The 18,959-nt window shown below is 64.8% G+C and carries 15 protein-coding genes and 2 tRNA genes; 6 read left to right on the forward strand and 11 right to left on the reverse strand.

Annotation, left to right across the window (positions count from 1 at the left end):
• Nucleotide 1: 1 nt before the first annotated feature.
• The 3 genes from FHX47_RS04430 to FHX47_RS04440 all read right to left on the reverse strand — a co-directional run bounded on the left by FHX47_RS04430 (nt 2) and on the right by FHX47_RS04440 (nt 4,709).
• A complete protein-coding gene (locus FHX47_RS04430) occupies nt 2-1,603 on the reverse strand; it encodes a sodium:solute symporter family transporter (protein WP_183357624.1) in 1,602 nt (533 codons plus the stop codon).
• 188 nt (nt 1,604-1,791) lie between these two features.
• The gene (locus tag FHX47_RS04435) at nt 1,792-3,180 is read right to left on the reverse strand and encodes an aspartate aminotransferase family protein (protein WP_183357625.1); all 1,389 of its coding nucleotides are present in this window, start codon (nt 3,178-3,180) and stop codon (nt 1,792-1,794) included.
• 44 nt (nt 3,181-3,224) lie between these two features.
• Nucleotides 3,225-4,709 carry a CoA-acylating methylmalonate-semialdehyde dehydrogenase gene (locus FHX47_RS04440; protein WP_183357626.1) on the reverse strand — a complete coding sequence of 495 codons (1,485 nt, stop codon included), beginning with the start codon at nt 4,707-4,709 and terminating at the stop codon, nt 3,225-3,227.
• Between the two features lie 85 nt (nt 4,710-4,794).
• Between FHX47_RS04440 and FHX47_RS04445 the strand changes: the two genes are divergently transcribed.
• On the forward strand, nt 4,795-6,114 hold the full coding sequence (locus tag FHX47_RS04445) for a PucR family transcriptional regulator (protein WP_183357627.1): 1,320 nt from the start codon (nt 4,795-4,797) through the stop codon (nt 6,112-6,114).
• Between the two features lie 12 nt (nt 6,115-6,126).
• Here FHX47_RS04445 and FHX47_RS04450 read toward each other — a convergent pair whose 3' ends face one another.
• From FHX47_RS04450 to FHX47_RS04460, 3 genes are all read right to left on the reverse strand, one after another.
• A complete protein-coding gene (locus tag FHX47_RS04450; RefSeq protein ID WP_343064318.1) occupies nt 6,127-7,590 on the reverse strand; it encodes a SulP family inorganic anion transporter in 1,464 nt (487 codons plus the stop codon).
• A gap of 200 nt (nt 7,591-7,790) precedes the next feature.
• Nucleotides 7,791-7,864 (reverse strand) — tRNA-Lys (locus FHX47_RS04455).
• Nucleotides 7,865-8,021: 157 nt separating this feature from the next.
• Nucleotides 8,022-8,576, reverse strand: a complete 555-nt coding sequence (locus tag FHX47_RS04460; RefSeq protein ID WP_183357629.1) for a hypothetical protein — start codon at nt 8,574-8,576, stop codon at nt 8,022-8,024.
• Nucleotides 8,577-8,650: 74 nt separating this feature from the next.
• On the opposite strand from FHX47_RS04460, the gene bcp reads away from it, so the two are divergent.
• Both bcp and FHX47_RS04470 read left to right on the forward strand, forming a co-directional pair.
• Nucleotides 8,651-9,118 (forward strand): thioredoxin-dependent thiol peroxidase, encoded by a 468-nt coding sequence (gene bcp, locus FHX47_RS04465; RefSeq protein ID WP_183357630.1) that lies wholly within the window; start codon nt 8,651-8,653, stop codon nt 9,116-9,118.
• Between the two features lie 47 nt (nt 9,119-9,165).
• Nucleotides 9,166-9,246 (forward strand) — tRNA-Leu (locus FHX47_RS04470).
• A 116-nt stretch (nt 9,247-9,362) separates the two neighbouring features.
• Here the strand turns inward: FHX47_RS04470 and FHX47_RS04475 are convergent.
• Entirely contained in the window at nt 9,363-9,674 is a 312-nt protein-coding gene (locus FHX47_RS04475) for a type II toxin-antitoxin system RelE/ParE family toxin (RefSeq protein WP_183357631.1), read from the reverse strand.
• Between the two features lie 2 nt (nt 9,675-9,676).
• A complete protein-coding gene (locus FHX47_RS04480) occupies nt 9,677-9,931 on the reverse strand; it encodes an addiction module protein (RefSeq protein ID WP_221205981.1) in 255 nt (84 codons plus the stop codon).
• Between the two features lie 197 nt (nt 9,932-10,128).
• Between FHX47_RS04480 and FHX47_RS04485 the strand changes: the two genes are divergently transcribed.
• The 3 genes from FHX47_RS04485 (at nt 10,129) to FHX47_RS04495 (ending at nt 14,137) form a co-directional block, all read left to right on the forward strand.
• Nucleotides 10,129-11,769, forward strand: a complete 1,641-nt coding sequence (locus FHX47_RS04485) for an ABC transporter substrate-binding protein (protein ID WP_246328033.1) — start codon at nt 10,129-10,131, stop codon at nt 11,767-11,769.
• Between the two features lie 68 nt (nt 11,770-11,837).
• Nucleotides 11,838-13,337 carry a malate:quinone oxidoreductase gene (locus FHX47_RS04490; protein WP_343064298.1) on the forward strand — a complete coding sequence of 500 codons (1,500 nt, stop codon included), beginning with the start codon at nt 11,838-11,840 and terminating at the stop codon, nt 13,335-13,337.
• Nucleotides 13,338-13,354: 17 nt separating this feature from the next.
• On the forward strand, nt 13,355-14,137 hold the full coding sequence (locus tag FHX47_RS04495) for an alpha/beta fold hydrolase (protein ID WP_183357633.1): 783 nt from the start codon (nt 13,355-13,357) through the stop codon (nt 14,135-14,137).
• Here the strand turns inward: FHX47_RS04495 and FHX47_RS04500 are convergent.
• Genes FHX47_RS04500 through FHX47_RS04510 form a run of 3 tightly spaced genes read right to left on the reverse strand, consistent with a single transcriptional unit; the run spans nt 14,101 to nt 18,877 of the window.
• Nucleotides 14,101-14,613 (reverse strand): MFS transporter, encoded by a 513-nt coding sequence (locus FHX47_RS04500; RefSeq protein ID WP_183357634.1) that lies wholly within the window; start codon nt 14,611-14,613, stop codon nt 14,101-14,103. The two genes, FHX47_RS04495 and FHX47_RS04500, sit on opposite strands and share 37 nt — an antisense overlap.
• Nucleotides 14,610-17,660: an AAA family ATPase gene (locus tag FHX47_RS04505; RefSeq protein WP_183357635.1), complete on the reverse strand. Its 3,051-nt coding sequence runs from the start codon at nt 17,658-17,660 to the stop codon at nt 14,610-14,612. Before FHX47_RS04505 ends, FHX47_RS04500 begins: the two co-directional genes overlap by 4 nt.
• Nucleotides 17,657-18,877, reverse strand: a complete 1,221-nt coding sequence (locus tag FHX47_RS04510; RefSeq protein WP_183357636.1) for an exonuclease SbcCD subunit D — start codon at nt 18,875-18,877, stop codon at nt 17,657-17,659. The genes FHX47_RS04505 and FHX47_RS04510 overlap by 4 nt, the downstream gene beginning before the upstream one ends.
• Between the last annotated feature and the right edge of the window lie 82 nt (nt 18,878-18,959).

Consider the following 18,959-nt stretch of genomic DNA (forward strand, 5'->3'; position numbering starts at 1 on the left):
CTCATGGTTTCTCCCCACCAGCTTGTTGGCCAGTCGTGTCGCCGCTGCGGAGGCTCACATCCTCTTCGGGCACGTTCGGCCGCTGGGTGGCCAGCGTGGCATCCTCACCGATGACCAGCCGCTTAGGCGCTGGCGCGACCTTCATCGTTTCCTCAACCGCAGCCAGGACCCGAGCAGGCACGGGGTGTGACTTTTGTGTTGCAAGTGACACCACGACGATGGTGATGACTGAAGCGCTGAGTCCGAAAACCATCGCGTCCAGTCCGAGTCCCTCTTCAGTGTTCAACAGCTGCGCGGCAACAGCGACCACCGTTCCAACAGCCATGGATGCGATCGCACCCGGTGTGTTGGCCCGTTTCCACCAGACGGCGCATACGTAGACGGGGACGAAGGCAGAACCCAGTACGGAGGTGGCGAACACCACTATGTCAAAGACGCCCGGTGGCCGGATCAGCGCGAAGCTCAGTCCGATCAGCGCAACAATCAGAATCGCCACTCGTGAGATGGTGACCGAGCTGCGCTCGCCCAAATTCTTCTGCACAAAGCGTCGCCACAGGTCCTGAGAGGCAATCGTGCCAGTCTGCAGCAGCAGCGAGTCTGCAGTAGACATAATTGCAGCCATAATCGCGGCCATAACGAGCCCAACGGCGAAGGGTGGCAGCACCGTGTCGGCAACTTCGAAGATAGCCATCTCCGGGTCGTCAAGGTTCGGCACGATAAGCAAGCCCATCATACCGATGATGTAGGCGGCTGGAATGAAGAGGAAATTGAATCCTGTGGCGTAGAGTCCAGCCCGGCGTGCGATCGAGGCACGGCGCATCGACATGTGGCCGACATTGACGTGCGGCCAGCCCATATAACCGATGGAGAAGACCAAGAGTGCGCCCAGGATCAGCCCCCACTGCCCGAAGTACTGTCCCTCGGCACCCCACATGGTCAGGAGATTCTCGTTCAGTTCCCCCAGGCTCTCGTTGCCAGCTGTCAGCCCGCCGACGTGCTGCAATGTGGCGATGAAGATCCACAGCATGCCGATGACCATGATGATCGACTGCAGGAAGTTGGTGTAGGCGACCGCCAGGTACCCGCCGAGGAAGGTATAGATAAGGATGACGCCGATGGCGATGACCAATGCGATGTTAAGGTCCAACCCCGTGACCAGGGAGAGCCCCTGCCCTCCGGCCAACAGTTGCGCGAGCACATAGAAGAACATGGCAAACAGGGCGATGGGTGCGGCAACTAAGCGGGTCCACTTGGAGGGGTATCGATGCTCCAGATATCCGATGGACGTGATGGAGCCCAGCATGTGGGAAAGCTTGCGCATCCGTCGCCCGATGATGGAGAGGTTGAGAACTCCCCCGCCGATGTCGCCCAGTGCGTACCACATCCCGTAGTAACCCTGACTGTAGCCCAGCCCGCCGGCGCCGAGGAACATATAGCCGGACATGGAGGTGCTCTGCAGTCGGAGGGCAGTAACGCCAGCACCGAGGTTGCGTCCACCCAGCAGGTAGCCGGCCCTATCCTTGGACGCAGTTCGGGTGACCGAGACCCCAATGGTGATGACGACAACGAAGTAGATAAGCAGAAAGATCAGTTCAATGCTCACCGGCCCTCACCTCCTCCCACGCGAGGCGAGGCATCGCCGGGACTTGCGCCGTCCTGCGAGGGCGCGTAATCAGCGTCCTCCAGTGACCAGTTCGACGTTGAGAAGTAAAAAACCAACGTGTAGATGACCCAGAAGGCCATAATGCTCCCCACAATTAGAACTGTGGTCATAGGCAGCCCGAGCATGGCTCACTTCCTTTCCACGACGTCGTCGGCGAGGCGGAGTGCTTCGTCGACCACATCAAGGCCGAACAGAACGTCTTCCTCTGAGATGTTCAGCGGTGGGCAGATGTGCAGCCGGTTCATGTTCATAAACGGCAGGGCCCCGCGGCGCCGGCACTCAGCCATGATCTCGTTCATCACCGGTGCGGTCTGTCCATAGGGAGCGATCGGTTCTCTCGTCTCACGATCTTGGACCAGCTCGATGGCCCAGAATGCCCCGACACCGCGCACATCGCCCACCGATGGGTGCCGATCCTTCAACTCCTCAAGTCGTGGGCCGATCACTTCGGCACCCAGGCGCTGAGCGTGATCGATGACGCCCTCGTCGTCCATCGCGTTGATGGCAGCCACGGCTGCTGCCGCTGCCAGCGGATGCCCCGAATAGGTCAATCCGCCCGGATAGACTCGCTCAGCGAACGTGGCATAGATGGCATCATCCATCGCCACTCCACCCATGGGCACATATCCGGAGTTGACGCCCTTGGCAAAGGTGACGATGTCTGGCTCCACGTTGAAGTGCTGGTGGGCGAACCACTTCCCCGCTCGGCCGAAGCCAGCCATCACCTCATCGAAGATCAGCACGATCCCGTGCTCATCACACAGTTGCTGCACACTCTCCAAGTACCCCGGGGGCGGCAGGTAGATTCCTGCGGTGCCGGGTATGGCTTCCAGAACGATCGCAGCTACTTGGTCAGCCCCTTCCAGCATCACCACATCTCGCAGATGATTGAAGGCTCGTTCAGCTTCCTGCTTGTCGTCCTCGGCGCCGAAGTAGGACCGGTAGGTATAGGCAGGCATGAAGTGCACCACCCCATCGCTGGCCTTATCCGAGGCGAACCGACGTGGATCCCCGGTGAGGTTGATCGCCAGGTGGGTGCCGCCGTGGTATGCCCGGTATGCCGAGAGCACCTTGTGCCGACCAGTGTGCAGCCGGGCCATGCGCACCGCGTGCTCGTTCGCATCAGCCCCTCCATTGGTGAAGAAGACATGATTGATGTCACCAGCCAGCCGCTCAACGATCAGCCGCGCGGCCTCTGAGCGGGCATCGTTGGCGTGCTGCGGAGCAACTGTGCACAGCTTCTCTGCCTGCTCTTTGATCGCCTCAATAACCTTGGGGTGCTTATGACCCAGATTCGTGAAGATCAGCTGGGAGGCAAGATCAAGAATCTTATTGCCCTCCCCGTCCCAGATCCAGGATCCTTCAGCATCAAGCACCGTCATCGGACTGATCTGGTCCTGGGCACTCCAGGAGTGGAACACGTGCTCCCGATCCAGTTCATAGGCTCGGTTTCCGGCCGCGATCTGTTCCTCTGTGATGCGTCCGTCGGTTTCCTGCCGTTGGGTCGTCTGGCTCATAGTTCCTCGTTTCGTCCTCGGTCAGCCTCTGTGGTCCCTGGCGCTCAGTTGCTCTGTGGGAAGCCCAGTTCCAGTCCACCCTCAGCCGGGTCGCCCCAGCGGGAGGTCACCACTTTTCCGCGGGTGTAGAAATTCACGCCTTCCATGCCGTGGGCGTGGGTGTCTCCAAAGAGCGAGTTCTTCCAGCCGCCGAAGGAGTAGTAGGCCATCGGCACCGGGATCGGCACGTTGACGCCGATCATCCCCACTTGGACATCCATTTCGAAGTGCCGGGCCGCAGCGCCGTCGCGGGTGAAGATCGCAGTGCCGTTGCCGTAGGGGTTGTCGTTGATCAGCTCCAGGGCTTCGTCGTAGGTCTCAGCACGCACCACAGCCAAGACGGGGCCGAATATCTCATCCTGGTACGCCTTCATCGCTGGGGTCACCCGATCCAACAGAGTCGGCCCCAGGAAAGCTGCCTCGGGCTGGTCCGACTCAGACCAGGTGCGGCCATCGACCACCAGGCTGGCCCCTTCAGCCTCGGCGCCGTCGACGTACCCGCGGACCTTGTCCCGATGATCACGGGAGATCAGCGGGCCCATGTCTGGGTTGTCCCCCTGCATGGTCAGGCCCCGTGTTCGTTCGGCGATCTTGTTCACCAGTTCATCGGCGATATCCCCTACGGCGATCACCACCGAGATCGCCATGCACCGCTCCCCCGCAGAACCGTACCCAGCTGAGACGGCGCTGTCGGCGGCACGATCAAGATTGGCATCTGGCAGCACCAGCATGTGGTTCTTCGCGCCACCCAAAGCTTGGACACGCTTCCCGGTGGAAGTGCCGGTCTGGTAGACGTGCTGAGCAACAGGGGTGGAGCCGACGAAGGAGACTGCTTCGATGTCCGGGTGGTGAAGCAGTCCGTTGACGGCATCCTTGCCGCCGTGCAGCACATTGACCACCCCATCGGGGAGCCCGGCCTCCTTCCACAGCTGGACCTGCCAGTTCACCGCGCTGGGGTCCTTCTCGCTGGGCTTGATCACCACGGTGTTGCCAGTGGCTACCGCGATGGGAGTGAACCACATCGGCACCATAGCGGGGAAGTTGAACGGAGTGATGATTGCCACCGGTCCCAGCGGGTGACGAGACGAGGTGACATCTACTGCGGTGGAAGCATTCTGGGTCGCTGAGCCCTTCATCAGATGCGGGAGACCGCAGGCGAACTCCACAACTTCCAATCCTCGGGTGACTTCGCCCAGGGCATCAGAGTGGACCTTCCCGTGCTCGCGGGAAATGATGGCAGCCAGCTCATCCTTCCGGGCGTTCAGCAGCTCCCGGTAACGAAACAGTATTTGGACACGACGGGAGAGCGACAAGGACTTCCAGGATTCGAAAGCTGTTTTGGCGGCGCCGACCGCTTGGTCCACCTCAGCAGTGGACGCCAGCGGGATGCGCGCCACCACCTCTCCGGAGGCCGGATTCTCCACCTCGGCGGTCTTGGAGTCTGCGGGCATAACCTCTTGGCCGTTGATCAGATGTGGTGTGTTAGTCATGGTTCCATCATCAGCGACATCGTGCCCGTGATCACAGTGACAGGATGTTGGCTTCTTCCGGTATTTTCTTACATACTGTAAACCTATGAGGAGAACGCCGGAGGCCGCGCAGCTCAAAGTCTCAGACGTGGTGGGACTGCCGCCCTTTCTCGAGGCCCCTTGGCAGCTGCTGACGCCCACCGCAGACCTCTCTGCACCTGTTCGATGGGTTCACACCATCGATGATCCCCGGCCAGCGGCACTGCTGCAGGGCCAGGAGTTCGTGCTCTCCACACTGTCCCGATTCACCGAAGAGAGAACCGATCTAGTTGCTTCCCTGCGGACGTACCTGAACGACCTCGACTCAGTCCAGACCTCAGCGCTGGCTGTTGAGATCCTCTCCGACCGTCACCGGCTGCTTCAGGCGCTGCGCACCGTGGTGGAGGAAAGACTCTCAGAGACGGAACGGTGTCTGCCGGTCATTCTGTTCACCGAACAGGTGCGATTCGTGGACATCACCGAACACTTCCATCGGTTCCTCGTCGCTCGGCACATTGCCCACGAGTCCAGTGCCGATTCCTACGACCCGCTTCTCGAAGCTTCTACCCATCTCATCGGTGATATCGCAGGTGGGCAGCTCGACTCCGTGGAGGAAGCAGCTCAGCGGTCCCAGATGCTGGGCATGGCTGCCACCGCCCACTACAGAAGTCTGTTGCTTCGCTTCCGTCCGACCCGGACTCTGGCTGCTGCAGAACGGTCCAGGGCCCACGAAATGGTCGCACAAACGGTGCGAGCAGTCTCGTCACGCTCACAGACCCGGGCGCTGGCCGGTGAATCGCCCTTCAACGACCTGGGAATACTGCTGGCACTGCCCCACGGCGCGGGTGACTCCGCCGAATCAACCTTCTGCACAGCGCTGCGGCATGCCACAGATGCTGCTCGAGCACCCGACGCCCTTCCGACCTTCGTCATCGCCTCCGGTAACCCCAGCTCGACCATCCTGGGGGCAGTGGCCGAATTGGAATCAGCCCACCATGTGCTGTCCAGCTTGGAGACTGTCCTTCCGCGCAGTGAGCGCTTCCCGGGATTGAGCGATGCCGCCGCCGACCGCGGATACTGGAAGGCGTCTGACTTAGGCGCCCTGGGGCTGGTGGCCCGGCTGAATGATCCGGAGGCTGCCCGGTGGTTCGTCTCGGCTCAGCTGGGCCGGATACGTGGACCCCACGCCGCAGAGCTGCGATCACTGATCAGGGCCTTGGCCTCCCCCACCGGCACCAAGGCCGAGCTCGCCTCACAGCTGGGAATCAGTCGACCAACGCTGTACTCGCGGATGCGTCGGCTGGAGCGTCTGATTGGGCGGAAGCTGGACGACGACGTGCTTCAGGCACTGCACCTTGCCCTCTTGGTAGAGGACCTGCACTGCTGAAGGGTCTGCGCATCAGGTCTCGGCACCCAAATTGCCGGAGAGTCGGCCGTGGCGTGCCGCGCTGTCGGGGTCCATGCCCAGGATGGTGACCGTCTTGCCGCGGGCCTCGTACTTGGTCTGCACCGCGTCCAGGGCAGCCACCGTGGAGGCGTCCCAGATGCGAGCCTTGGAGAAGTCGATGACCACGTGATCGGGGTCGCCGCTGTAGTCGAACTGGTAGACCAGGTCGTTGGAGGAGGCGAAGAACAGCTCCCCTTCCACCTGGTAGAGCCGCTTGCCGTCGTCGTCGTTGGTGTCACGCCGGGTCACCGTGGTGAAGCGCGAGACCCGGTGGGCGAAGAGCACCATGGCCACCAGCACCCCGACGACGACGCCGTAGGCCAAGTTGCTGGTCCAGACGGTGACCACCACGGTGGAGAGCATCACCGTGGTTTCGGATTTGGGCATCCGGCGCAGCGTGGAAGGCCGCACCGAGTGCCAGTCGAAGGTGGCCCAGGAGACGAAGATCATCACTGCCACCAACGCCGACATCGGAATGATCGCCACCACATCACCGAGGGCCACCACCAGAATCAGCAGGAAGGTCCCGGCCAAGAAGGTGGAGAGCCGGGTGCGGGCGCCGGAGGCCTTGACGTTGATCATGGTCTGGCCGATCATCGCGCAGCCGCCCATCCCGCCGAAGAAGCCGGTGATCACGTTCGCCACGCCCTGCGCCCAGGACTCGCGGGTCTTATTCGAGTGAGTGTCGGTGACGTCGTCGACCAGCTTCGCGGTCAGCAGCGACTCCAGAATCCCCACCACGGCCATGGCCAGCGCATAGGGGGCGATGATCTGGACGGTCTGGAGGGTGAACGGCACATCAGGGATGAGCAGCTGCGGCAGCGAATCCGGCAGCTCACCCTCATCGCCGACGGTGGGTACTGCGATCGCCGTGGTCACTGTGATGGCGGTGAGCACCACGATGGCCACCAGCGGTGCCGGCACCGTCTTGGTCAGCCGGGGGAAGAGCATAATGATCGCCAGCCCCAGCAGCACCAGCGGGTAGACCACCCACGGCACATCGATCAGATACGGCAGCTGGGCGATGAAGATCAGGATCGCCAGGGCGTTGACGAAGCCGACCATGACCGAGCGCGGGATGAACCGCATCAGCTTCGCCACGCCCAACACACCGAGCAGGACCTGCAGGATCCCGCCGAGGATGACCGTGGCGATCAGATAGTCCAGGCCGTGCTCGCGCACCACTGGGGCGATGACCAGGGCGATGGCGCCGGTGGCAGCTGAGATCATGGCCGGTCGTCCGCCCAGGAACGCGATGGAGACTGCCATGGTGAAGGAGGCGAAGAGCCCGACCCTGGGGTCGACGCCAGCGATGATGGAGAAGGCGATCGATTCCGGGATCAGCGCCAGGGCGACCACCAGACCCGCCAGCACCTCGGTGCGCAGCCGGCGCGGCGACTTCAGGGCGGCCAGAATCGAGTGCGAACGATCAACCTCCGGTGCGCCTGAGACGCGAGTCGGCGCAGAGTCGGACGGCTGTGACACAGGATTCTCCTTCAACGGCGAGCGCTGCCTGCCCGGCAGGATCAGCGAGCGAGTGGGCCCCAGATGCGGAATGCAAAAAAGCCGCCGATCGCCATGATCAGCGGCCTGATTGCCAATGTGAACGATCTGAGTGGGCCCCCCGGGACTCGAACCCGGAACCTACAGATTAAGAGTCTGGTGCTCTAACCAGTTGAGCTAGAGGCCCGCACCTCGTCAGAGGTTCACATGAAAACGTCCCCCAGCTCCGTGGGCAACGACAAGTCAGCCTATCACCGCTTCAGCGCACTGCGCCACTTCAGGATCAGTGATCCGTGTCTCGGTGCACTTGCCCAGGGATGTTGCTGGCTCAGGGCTGTGTCTGCTCAGGGCTGTGTCTGTTCCACCTGGTCCATGAAATGGTCCAGAAAGTCGTAGAAGTCTTCCACGTCCAAGTGCTGACGCACTGACAGGCCCGGCACTTGGGGAAACTGCACCACCGGATCCACGCGGAGAGTGAGCCGCCGTCCGGTGGAGAAGAGAATCTCAACCGATGACTCATCGGTGGCCATACCGGCCAGGTTGGTGAGGTTCAGCAGCGCGGGCACCTCGGCGATGGCCACAGCGTCGTCGTACTCCCCCAGTCGGTCCAGCACCTGATCGGTGTCCACCGGGCAGAGCACAAGCTCCACCGGCTCTCGGCGGTAGCCGATGAGCAGACCCGCAGCCCGAGCCACCGCCTCCTGAACGGAGACCTCGGCCTCTCCGGGGCCTGCAGCACTGGGTGCGGCGTCGTCGTCGGGCTGGGTGGACTGATCCACCATGTTGCGCGCGTAGAGCAGGTTGTAGGAGCCGAAGTTCATCACCGAGGCGTCAAAGACTCCGCGCAGGGCGGCGACGACGCGTTCCTCCTCGCGGGTGCGCTCAGTGTGTATGACCATAGTCACAGTGTAGAGATCTCAGGTCACGCGCAGATAAAGTGAGGTCATACCCACAACCGATGAAGGAGACACCTATGAGCACGCGCCTGGCGCCCGGCGATGCCGCACCGGACTTCACCCTCACCGCGCAGGACGGCAGCACCGTCTCGCTCGGTGACTACCGCGGGCAGAAGGTGATCGTCTACTTCTACCCGAAGGCCGCCACACCCGGCTGCACCACCGAGGCCTGCGACTTCCGCGACTCCCTGACTGCTCTGCAGGCTGCCGGTTATCAGGTGCTCGGAGTGTCCCCGGACCCGGTGAGCGCACTGAAGAAGTTCTCCGACGACGAGTCGCTGACCTTCCCGCTGCTGGCCGATGAGGATCATGCGGTGGCCGAGTCCTACGGGGCATGGGGTGAGAAGAAGAACTACGGCCGGGTCTCCGAAGGACTGATCCGCTCCACAGTGGTGATCGATGAGCAGGGCCGCGTGGAGCTGGGTCAGTACAACGTCAAGGCCACCGGTCACGTGGCTCGGTTGCGCGACAAGCTCGCAGCCTGAATCCTTGTAGACTGAGGCGTCGTCGTCATCTGTGCGGCGATGCTTGAGCGCGAGTGGCGGAATTGGTAGACGCGCTGGATTTAGGTTCCAGTGTCTTTGACGTGGGGGTTCAAGTCCCCCCTCGCGCACACGGGCGCTGCCGGCCTTGGGAGGCTTCGTCTTCGTCCAGTCGCCGGCATCGACCGCGACGAGGCCTGAAAACCGCAGTCCGCCGTGCCGATTCGGCCCCTCCATAGTCAGCGGTTCAGCGGTCGAGCCGGTCTTGCCAGTATCTCGGCTTACGTCGCTCGTGCGCGTAGGCGAGGATCACGAAGCTGGTATCGGCGAGGTAGTAGAGCACCCGGTACGGGAACACCGGAACCGCCATGCTGCGCACAGTCGGACTGTCCACCCAGTCGGGAAACATGGGCGCGGAGCGCGGCCAGTCGGAGATACGGGCTATCGCCTCGTCAATAGCGTCGTAGAAGTCCTCGCCCAAGCCTGGTTCCCGGTCGTCGTACCAGTACGCGGCTTCGCGGAGTTCATCGCGCGCCTCGGGATGCTCGCGCCTTTCCACCCTCACTTGCGGCGGGCTGCCAACTCGGCCCGCAACTGGGCGTGCGACTCGTCCACGTCCACCAATTCGACCTTGCCGCTTTCAACGTCGTCAATGCGACGCCGAAGCTCGGAACGCCAGGCCGCATCGACCTCGGCCTGATCCACGTTCGCATCCTCAGTGTCGAGGCTTCGCAGGCCGCGATGGATCACGGCAACACGATCATGCTCATCGAGAGCGAGGAGCGCCTGCTCGACTTCCTCGACATTCATGAACATAGTCCTAGTGTACGCCGCACGACCGACACAAGCCGGCAACGGTGCTGTGCTTCACGTGACGGCACGGTCATCCTCCTGCGGGGGCGGTAGCATTGCCCCGTGCCGTTTTCAGCATCCTTCCTCACGCAGCCGCCCGGTCTCGCAGTGCCGGGTTCCACAGCTGCCAGGCGCCCGAGCTTGACGATTCGGTGGCGCCGATGAACGCGCTCTCCCGGCGGCACTTCCTCGGGGCCGCCTCTGCTGCCGGCGGTGCTGTGACCCTGAGCAGCGGCACAGCCGCGCCTGCGCCGTCGTCGCAGGAGACGAACGACGAGTCCGCCCGGCGTGAGGGCCGCATTGTGGTCGCCTCCATGTCGGCGCCGCAGTCCCTGGACCCGGGGCTGTCCACCGACACTGAGACGCAACGGATCCTGCGCCAGATCTTCGAACCCCTGCTCGGCATTGAACCGGACACCGGGGCCGTGGCCGCACTGCTGGCCACTAACTGGCAGATCAGCGACGACGAGCTGACCTACACCTTCACTCTGCGCAACGACGTCGCCTTCCACGACGGCAGCGAACTGACCGCCGAGGTGGTCGCAGCCAACATTGAGCGCACCGGCCGGCTGGACTACCTCTATGGGTTCGGCAACATCAGCCGCTCGACCGCACTGGCCTTCCCCACGGTGTTCGGCGGGTTCATCGGCAGCGACGCATGCGTACTGGAGTCGGTGGAGGCCGCAGACAGCCGCACCGTCGTCATCACCCTGAGCGAACCGGTCGCCTTCCTGCTGCAGGCGATGACGCTTCCGGCCTTCGGCATCGCCTCCGCCGCCGTGCTGACCGACTCCGACCCGGGCCTGGTCTCACGCACCCCGGTGGGCACCGGCCCCTACCGGTTTGTGCCCACCGAAGACCAGGACACCATGCTGGAGACCAACAGCGACTATTGGGGCAGCCTGAACGGACCCGATGAGGTGGTCGTGCGGCCACTTCCAAAGTCCTTCGACCGGCTGCGCGAACTCAACCGGGGCGAAGTCGACGTCTATGACGGCATCACCGCCGACAGTCTGCGCTCGCTGCTGCAGGCGGGCCGGCTGATCCTGCAGCGCGACCCGTTCTCCGTCCTCTACCTGGGGTTCAACATGGCCCACCCGGTGATGGCCGACGACGACGTCCGCCAGGCCGCAGCCTTGGCCATCAACCGCCAGGCCCTGGTGGAGGACTATTTTCTGGACGGCACCCGGCCGGCCTACCAATTCACACCACCGGCAATGGGTGTCCACTCGGATGCCGCCGAGCCCTACAGCTACGACCTCGCCGAGGCCCAAGAGATGCTGCAGGACTCCGACTACGACGGCGAACCGCTGACCTTCTACTATCCCATAGCGACCACACGGAACTATCTGCCCCGCCCGGAGCATGTTTTCGCCTCCATCGCTGCGGATCTGACCGCCGCCGGGTTCACCATAGTTCCCAAACCGGTCAGATGGGACGACGGCTACATAGATCAACTGATGGGTGATGGTGACCGGGCGATGCACCTGCTGGGCCGCAGCGGCGGATTCCGCTCCCCCCACGCCTTCCTGGGGAGACTGTTCGGACAGGTCAGCCGCGAATTCAACTACACCAACGAGGAACTCTCCGAGCTGCTCCGTGACGCTCGTGCCGAAACCGAGGAAGAACCGCGCACCGAGCTCTACCGGGAGGCCGCGGAGGTGATTGCTGAGGACCTGCCCGCACTGCCGCTGGCCTACCCCATCTCTGGGTTGGCGCTGGGCCCACGGGTGGCTGACTATCCGATGTCGCCGGTGCTCAACGAACGGTTCAACGAGATTGTGCTCAACGAGCAGCAGTGAATTTCTCCACCCCTGAGCACGCGGGTAAGGTCAGGGACGAACCTCTATCAGCATCCAAGGAGAATTCTGTGAGCGAGTCAGTGACGACGAGTTCCACACAGCGCTACGATGTGATCCTCATCGGCGCCGGCATCATGTCCACCACTCTCGGGGCAATCCTCAAGGAGCTGCAGCCGCAGTGGAGCATCGCACTGTTCGAATCGCTGGACAGCGCCGGGGAGGAAGCCTCCGACCCGTGGAACAACGCCGGCACCGGCCACGCGGCCCTCTGCGAGCTCAACTACACCCCGCGTGGGGCCGACGGCAGCATCTCCACTGCCAAGGCCGCCGGAATCAACGAGCAGTTCCACGTCTCCAAACAGCTGTGGTCCCACTGGGTGAACAACGGCACCCTGGGCGACCCTCGAACCTTCATCAACTCACTGCCCCACATCAGCTTCGTCTGGGGCGATGAGAACGTGCAGTACCTCAAAGACCGCTACGAGGCGATGCGCGCCGAGCCGCTCTTTGAGAACATCGAGTACACCGAAGATATGGACACCATCGGTGACTGGGCCCCGCTGCTGACCGGTGGCCGGGACCCGTCCCAGCCAGTGGCCGCATCAAAGTTCGACGACGGCACCGACGTGGACTTCGGCGCCATCTCCCGCCAGCTGGCGGAGCACCTGCAGACCTCCGGACTGGACCTGCACTACGGCTACGAGGTCAAAGACGTCTCACGCACCTCCGACGGCCAGTGGAACGTGCGGGCCAAGAACTCCTCAGCCGGTGAGAAGCTCAACGCCAGTGCCCCCTTCGTGTTCGTCGGCGCCGGCGGCGGGGCGCTGGGGCTGCTGCAGTCCTCCGGCATTGATGAGATCCGGGGCATCGGCGGGTTCCCCGTCTCCGGGCAGTTCCTTCGCACCACCGACCCCGAGGTGGCCGAGCAGCACCACGCCAAGGTCTATGGGCTGGCCTCCACCAAGGGTGCTCCGCCCATGTCCGTGCCCCACTTGGACACCCGGTTCGTCGGCGGCCGCCGAGCCCTGATGTTCGGGCCCTACGCCGGCTTCTCCACCAACTTCCTGAAGTCCAGCTCGTACCTGGACCTGCCGCTCTCGGTGCGGCCGCACAACCTGGCCACCCAGCTCGGGGTGGCAGCCGGAAACTGGGAGCTGGTGACCTTCCTGCTGAAGGAAGTCACCAAGTCACAGAAGAAGAAGCTTGAGGAGCTCTACAAGTTCTACCCGGATGCCCCGGCAGATGCCTGGGAGATGATCACCGCCGGCCAGCGGGTGCAGATGATGCGCAAGGACGAGAACGGCAAGGCGATGCTGCAGTTCGGCACTGAGCTGGTCACCGGCGCCGATGGATCCATCGCCGGGCTGCTGGGCGCATCCCCCGGCGCGTCAACGACGCCGAGCATCATGTTCCGGCTGCTGGAGCGCTGCTTCCCCTCCAAGATGGAGTCCTGGAGGCCGAAGTTGGAGGAGATGGTCCCCTCCTACGGGCGCCTGCTCAACGACGATCCTCAGCTGCTGCAGGAAGTCAGCTCCGACAGCCAGCGGACCCTCAAGCTTGCAGGCTGAGCCCAGCGGCGCCACCCATGGGAACCCTTCGCTATCCCGCCCCAGAGTCCTACCGGACGGCACACGGTCTCAGCGTTCATACCTGGGCCCACGCTGAGCCCGAGGCGGAACCAATACTGCTGATCCACGGCTTCGCGTCGAACACGCTGTTCAACTGGGTGAAGACCGGCTGGTTGGACCCGCTGGCCGGTACCGGCCGCACGGTGATCGCCGTCGACCTGCCCGGCCACGGGGCCTCCGAGGATGTCGACCCGGCCGGTCTGCGCAACGCGGACCTGGTGGATGATCTGGCGCAGGTGGTGGATCAGGCCGGCGGTGCGGCGGCGGTGCACGGCTACTCTCTGGGATCGCGCATCGCCTGGGAGTTCAGCCATCAGCACCCCGAGCGGGTGGTGTCGTTGGTGATGGGCGGAGCCCCTGCCGGAGGCGACGTCGACCAGATTGACGCGCAGCAGGCCCGCGCCTGGGCTGCCGGGGGTGCGGAACCACAGGATGAGACGACCAGGCAGCTGGTGACTGTGGCTGCTGCCCTACCGGGGCAGAATCTTCCTCATGTGGTGGAGCTTCGGCTCAGCCTGGCCGCTGAGGCCTATGATCCGGCGACCGGTGTTCCTGCCGTGCCGACTCTGGTGGTCGCCGGCACCCGCGATGAGATCGCCGCCGACTCGGCTGAACTGGCGAACCTCGTTGAGGCCGCCGGCCAACCAGCGCGCTTTGTGCAGCTGACCGGCCGCAATCACGTCAACGCGCTCACCGCCCGGGACTATAAGTCTGCGGTGCTGGAGTTTTTGGGCGGCTGAACTCTGGTCATCACCAGCACCGGCACTGCCGTGGCGGCGAGGAAGGCCGCTGCCACCAGCGGCACCGTCCAGGCGGAGAGAAACCCACAGACCACGGCGAGCAGCAGCCCGGTGCCCACTGCGGTCCGCTCCAGCCTCCGGCTGCGCACGATGATCCGTTCCGGCGGGGCGGTGAGCCCCGCAACGCCGGAGAGCAGCACGGCGGCCCACAGTGTCTGCTGCTCCACAGCGACGATGAGCAGCACACTGAGCACCACGTAGATCACCGCGGCGCACAGCATCACGTGCCGCGCGTGGACCCGGTGAAGCAGCCAGGATGCGCCGAGTTGTCCCACCCAGCAGCCGGCCAGTGCGGCAGCCGCGGCGCCCAGTGCCGGAAGATATCCCGCATGGGCAAGACCCAATGCTGCGGCGAAGGGCAGCATCGCCGCAGGCAGCCTGGCCGCCAGTGAGAGCAGCCGCTCCCCCGGGCTCATGCGGGCAGTTCCGTGCGCAGGGTGGAGCCGGTGCGGGTCTTCTCCACCCGCAGCTGCACCGGGATCTGTTGGTGCATCTCACTGACGTGGCTGACCACCCCGATGCGTCGCCCCTCACCCTGCAGGGTGTGCAGCGCCGACATCACCGCCTCCAGGGTGTGGTCATCCAGGGATCCGAATCCTTCGTCGATGAACAGGCTCTCCATGCCGATCCCGCCGGCTTCGGACTGCACCACTTCTGCCAGACCCAGCGCCATGGCCAGCGAGGTCATAAAGGTTTCGCCCCCGGAGAGCGATTCGGCCGGCCGCTGCTGGGCGGCGTATTCGTCGTAGACCTGCAGGTCCAGGCCGCGCAGCCCCCGTCCGGGGCGCTGCGCGTCCAGCAGCAGCTGATAACGACCCGAGGTCATGGTGCTCAGGTGATGGGTGGCGGCTTCAGCGATGCGTTCCAGCCGGGCGGCGAGCACAAAGGTGGTCAGCCGCATCCGCAGGGTGTTCTCCCCCTGGCCGTTGATCGTTCTGGCCAGGTCTGCTCGGCGCATCAGATCCTCGGTCTTATCCGCGCGGCGAGCCAGCGTCTGCTCCAGTGCGTCGGTGGACTCGCGCAGCGATTCCAACCGTGCGGTGTAGGCGGTGAGCTGGTGGTGGCTGTTCTGGTGGTTCTGCTTGACCTGTTCAGCCGCAGCCTGGGCTTGGGTCACCGCGTCCTCTGTGGGGGTCTGCTCCTGGTTCTCGGCGCGACGAGACCCGGCACGCACGTCCTCCAGCTCGGCGTCGAACCTCAGCTGCGCTGCCTCCTCGTCGAACTCTGCGACGCTCTTCTGCCGCGCGGCGAGCTCATCCTCTGCGCAGAGGGCGGAGGTGATCTGCTCAGCGGAGGTGAAGACTGACTTCTCCAGCTGCTCCTGGGCGGCCTGGGCGCTGCGGCGAGCCTGGCCTGCGGCTTCGCCGGCACTCTGCACGGCCTGCTGCGCATCGGTCAGCACGGCCTTCAGCTCGTTCAGGGCGGCCCGTCGGTCGGCGAGGCTGGCGTGTGAGGCTCTCAGCTGCTCTATTCGGCTGTGCAGACGCTGCGATTCGGCGCTGAGCCGCTGCGCCTCCTCAGTGCTCTGCTGCTCCTGATGCGTGGCTGCGGTGTGCTGCTGCGCGGTTTCGGCTGAGCGGGAGGTGAGCGCGTCGATGTCTTTGCGAAGTGCCCGCTGCGCGGCCCCGGAGGCATCCGCCTGGGCAAGCTGATCAGCTGACTCCTGGTGCAGTCTCCGAGCCTCCTCCTCGGTGGTGTCGCGATGGTCGCCCAAGCTCTGCCGCACCTGGTCCAGGGACTCCTCGGCGGTGCGGTATTCGGCGCGGGCCTGCTCAAGATCCGCCTGTGCGGTGTGCAGCGCCTCTGCGGCAGCATCAACCTGACTGTCGGTGATCGTCCCCTCGGTGGCGGCAAGCGGCTCAGGGTGGTCCACGGATCCGCACACCAGGCACGGGTGGCCCGCCTCCAGAGACTCGGCCAGCTGGTGAGCGTGGAAGCGCAGGTAGGTCTCCGAGGCCTCGCGGTGGGCCTGCCGGGCGGATTCCCAGGACTTCTGCCGCGCGGAGATGCGCTCCACCACCTGCTGCAGCCGGCTCTGCAGACGGTCTCGGGCGCTGATCAGCTCGGTGCGCCCACGGGCGGCCTCCACGTTCTCATGCAGCGTGTCGCGTCTGCTCTGCTGCACCTCGGGGTCCACCAGCTTCTGCCGGTGCTGCTGCAGCTGCTGACGCTCTGCCTCGAGCTGCTCCCCCAGTTCACTGCGCCGCTGGTGCGCCTGCGCCGCCGAGCGCTGCGCCCGCTGGACCTCTGTCACCAGCTGGGTGTGGCGGGTTTCGGCCTCAGCGGCCTCCTCGTCGTTGAGCCGCACGTGGAGCTGAACCAGCTCGGTCACAGCCGCGTTCAGCGCTTGGCTGTCAGCGGCACCCTCTGCTGTCAGGGAGACGGCAGCGATGTCCTGCTGCGCATTGAGCGCCTGCTGGGCCTCGAGCACCGCCTGATCGGCGTGCTGCTGGGCCTTCACGTGGGCACGGTCAGCCTGCTCAGCGGTGCTCATCCAGTCGCGGATTCCAGCAGCTGCCGTGTGCTCCGCGATGCGGCGGCGGGCCCCCTCGGCGGCGCTGCGGGTCTCCTCCAGCCGATCGCTGCGCTGCCGGTGCTGCGCCCATCGGTTCAGCTGCTGGCGGGCGAGGCTGAGCTCCTCGGCGTGCGCGGCGGCCTGCGTCATGGTGGACTCCGCAGCCCGTTCCGACTCGGTGAGCGCGGCCTGCTCGGTGCGTCCGCGCCGAATCACCTCAGCGCTCAGGTCCTGGGTCTGCACCTCCTCAAGCTCGGCGGCTTGGTCTGCCAGCAGCGCCTGCGCCGCAGTGCGCACCCCCGAGGCTTGGGCATCCACCCGGGATTCGACGTCCTTCAGCTCGGTTTCGGCCTTTCGCATCTGCTCCCACAGGTGAGATTCCAACCGTTCGTAGGTGCCGGTGTCGAACAGCTGTTCCAAGATGGCCCGACGCTCTTCGTTGGAGGCATGAAGCAGTTTGGCGAAGGCCCCCTGGGGCAGCAGGATCACCTTGGTGAACTCGTGCATCTTCAGCCCGATGATCTGCTGCAGCTCCAGATCACCCTCAGCGACCCTGGCTGTGGGAACCGGCTGCCAGCCGCCGCCGGAGAACCGTTTGATGACCAGTGCGGTTCCCTCCCGCTGGGGACTGGCTCCGGCGCGTTTGGCCGGCCGGTAGTACGTGGGCTGGCGGCGCAGCCAGTACCGGTCCTCTCCGGAGGAGAACTCCAGCTCCACGTAGGGGGTCCGGTCGGCGGGCGCGTGCTGGGACTTCAGCCGGTCGTTGGAGCGTTCGCCGGGCACATCACCGTAGAGCGCGAAGGTCAGCGCATCCAGCACCGAGGTCTTTCCCGAGCCGGTGGGACCGCGCAGCAGGAACAGCCCGTCGGAGCTCAGCGCATCGAAGTCGACCCGCTCGGTCGAGGCGAAGGGCCCGAACGCACAGACTTCCAAGTGGTGGAACCTCATCGGACAGCCTCCAGCGCCGCCTCAAGGGTGGCCGTCTCCTCCGTGCTGGGCGCGCGGTGGCGCACATGGTTGAGGAAGCCGACGACGACGTCGTACTCCGTCTCTGCCTCCTGCAGCTTCTGGGAGTAGGTGGAGTACCGCTGCTGGGTGCCGGCACCGGCGTAGCGGTAGGACATCAGGTGCGGATACACCTCACGCAGCCGCGGGTAGGCGCGTTCCGGACGCTGCGGATCGGTCAGCGTGATCTGCACGAACGCCTCGGCCCACTGGGCCACCTGCTCGGCATCAAGCATCTCATCCAAGGTGCCGGTAAGGCGCCTGACCGGCCGTCCGATCGCCCAGTCCACCGCTGTGACCGCCTCGGCCGGATCCTGCAGAGCCTCGGTGTCGATGAGCCAGGCGCCCTTGGCCTGGTGCTCCTCAGAGAACGAGTAGCGCAGCGGCGAGCCGCTGTAGCGGATGCGGCCGCTGAGCCGCTGGCGGCCGTGCAGGTGCCCCAGGGCCACGTAGTCGAAGCCGTCGAAGACTTCCAGGGGCACCACTGCCAGGCCCCCGATGCTCTCCTGGTGGTGATCCAAGGACTGCTCGGGCACCGCCGGGGCGCCGATGCTGCGTTCGGACTCACTGGCAGTGCCCTTGGCGGCGAACACATGGGCCATCACCACCACCCGCGGCTCTGCCGCCGCACCCGTTCGAGACTCTGCTCCCATACCCGCCCGGCGCTGCGCGGCGTCGTCGCGGATCCGGTCGGTGATCTCGGTCATCACCGCGGTGTGGTTGGCGCGGACCCCCAGTTCGGCGGCGTAGAGCTGCGGCTCCACGTACGGCACGCCGTAGACCAGCACTGTGGCGCCGTCGTCGTCGGTGAGCTCCACCGGGGTCCAGGAATCCTCCAGGGCGCTGCGGATGTGGACCCCCGAGGCGGTCATCAGCCCGCGGCCGAAGCCCAACCGTTGGGCCGAGTCGTGGTTGCCGGCGGTGACGATCACCTCAGTGCCGGAGGCCGAGAGCCTCACCAGCGCGTCCTCGAGCTCCTTGACCGCCCACTCCGGCGGCAGCGCCCGGTCGTAGACGTCGCCGGAGACCAGCACGACGTCGACCCGCTGCTCCTCCACGGTCGAGGAGACGGTGGTGAGCATATCCGCCTGATCGGCGCGCAGCGAGGCTCCGTGGAACCCACGGCCGAGGTGCCAGTCTGAAGTGTGCAGCAATCGCATACCCCCACGCTATAGCCGAGGCCGGACAAACCGACGGACCACCGCCGGGCCGGTACGCTGGGATCCGTGGGTAGGTTGGGAC

This window comes from Garicola koreensis, from assembly GCF_014195445.1.
GTDB lineage: Bacteria > Actinomycetota > Actinomycetes > Actinomycetales > Micrococcaceae > Nesterenkonia > Nesterenkonia koreensis.

What these genes read in the sequence shown, in the direction of transcription:
- FHX47_RS04500 (WP_183357634.1), bottom strand. Translation starts at nt 14,613, where the DNA reads ATGAGCCCGGGGGAGCGGCTGCTCTCACTGGCGGCCAGGCTGCCTGCG.
- FHX47_RS04510 (WP_183357636.1), bottom strand. Translation starts at nt 18,877, where the DNA reads ATGCGATTGCTGCACACTTCAGACTGGCACCTCGGCCGTGGGTTCCAC.
- FHX47_RS04505 (WP_183357635.1), bottom strand. Translation starts at nt 17,660, where the DNA reads ATGAGGTTCCACCACTTGGAAGTCTGTGCGTTCGGGCCCTTCGCCTCG.
- FHX47_RS04495 (WP_183357633.1), top strand. Translation starts at nt 13,355, where the DNA reads ATGGGAACCCTTCGCTATCCCGCCCCAGAGTCCTACCGGACGGCACAC.
- FHX47_RS04440 (WP_183357626.1), bottom strand. Translation starts at nt 4,709, where the DNA reads ATGACTAACACACCACATCTGATCAACGGCCAAGAGGTTATGCCCGCA.
- bcp (WP_183357630.1), top strand. Translation starts at nt 8,651, where the DNA reads ATGAGCACGCGCCTGGCGCCCGGCGATGCCGCACCGGACTTCACCCTC.
- FHX47_RS04445 (WP_183357627.1), top strand. Translation starts at nt 4,795, where the DNA reads ATGAGGAGAACGCCGGAGGCCGCGCAGCTCAAAGTCTCAGACGTGGTG.
- FHX47_RS04485 (WP_246328033.1), top strand. Translation starts at nt 10,129, where the DNA reads ATGAACGCGCTCTCCCGGCGGCACTTCCTCGGGGCCGCCTCTGCTGCC.
- FHX47_RS04435 (WP_183357625.1), bottom strand. Translation starts at nt 3,180, where the DNA reads ATGAGCCAGACGACCCAACGGCAGGAAACCGACGGACGCATCACAGAG.
- FHX47_RS04460 (WP_183357629.1), bottom strand. Translation starts at nt 8,576, where the DNA reads ATGGTCATACACACTGAGCGCACCCGCGAGGAGGAACGCGTCGTCGCC.
- FHX47_RS04480 (WP_221205981.1), bottom strand. Translation starts at nt 9,931, where the DNA reads ATGTTCATGAATGTCGAGGAAGTCGAGCAGGCGCTCCTCGCTCTCGAT.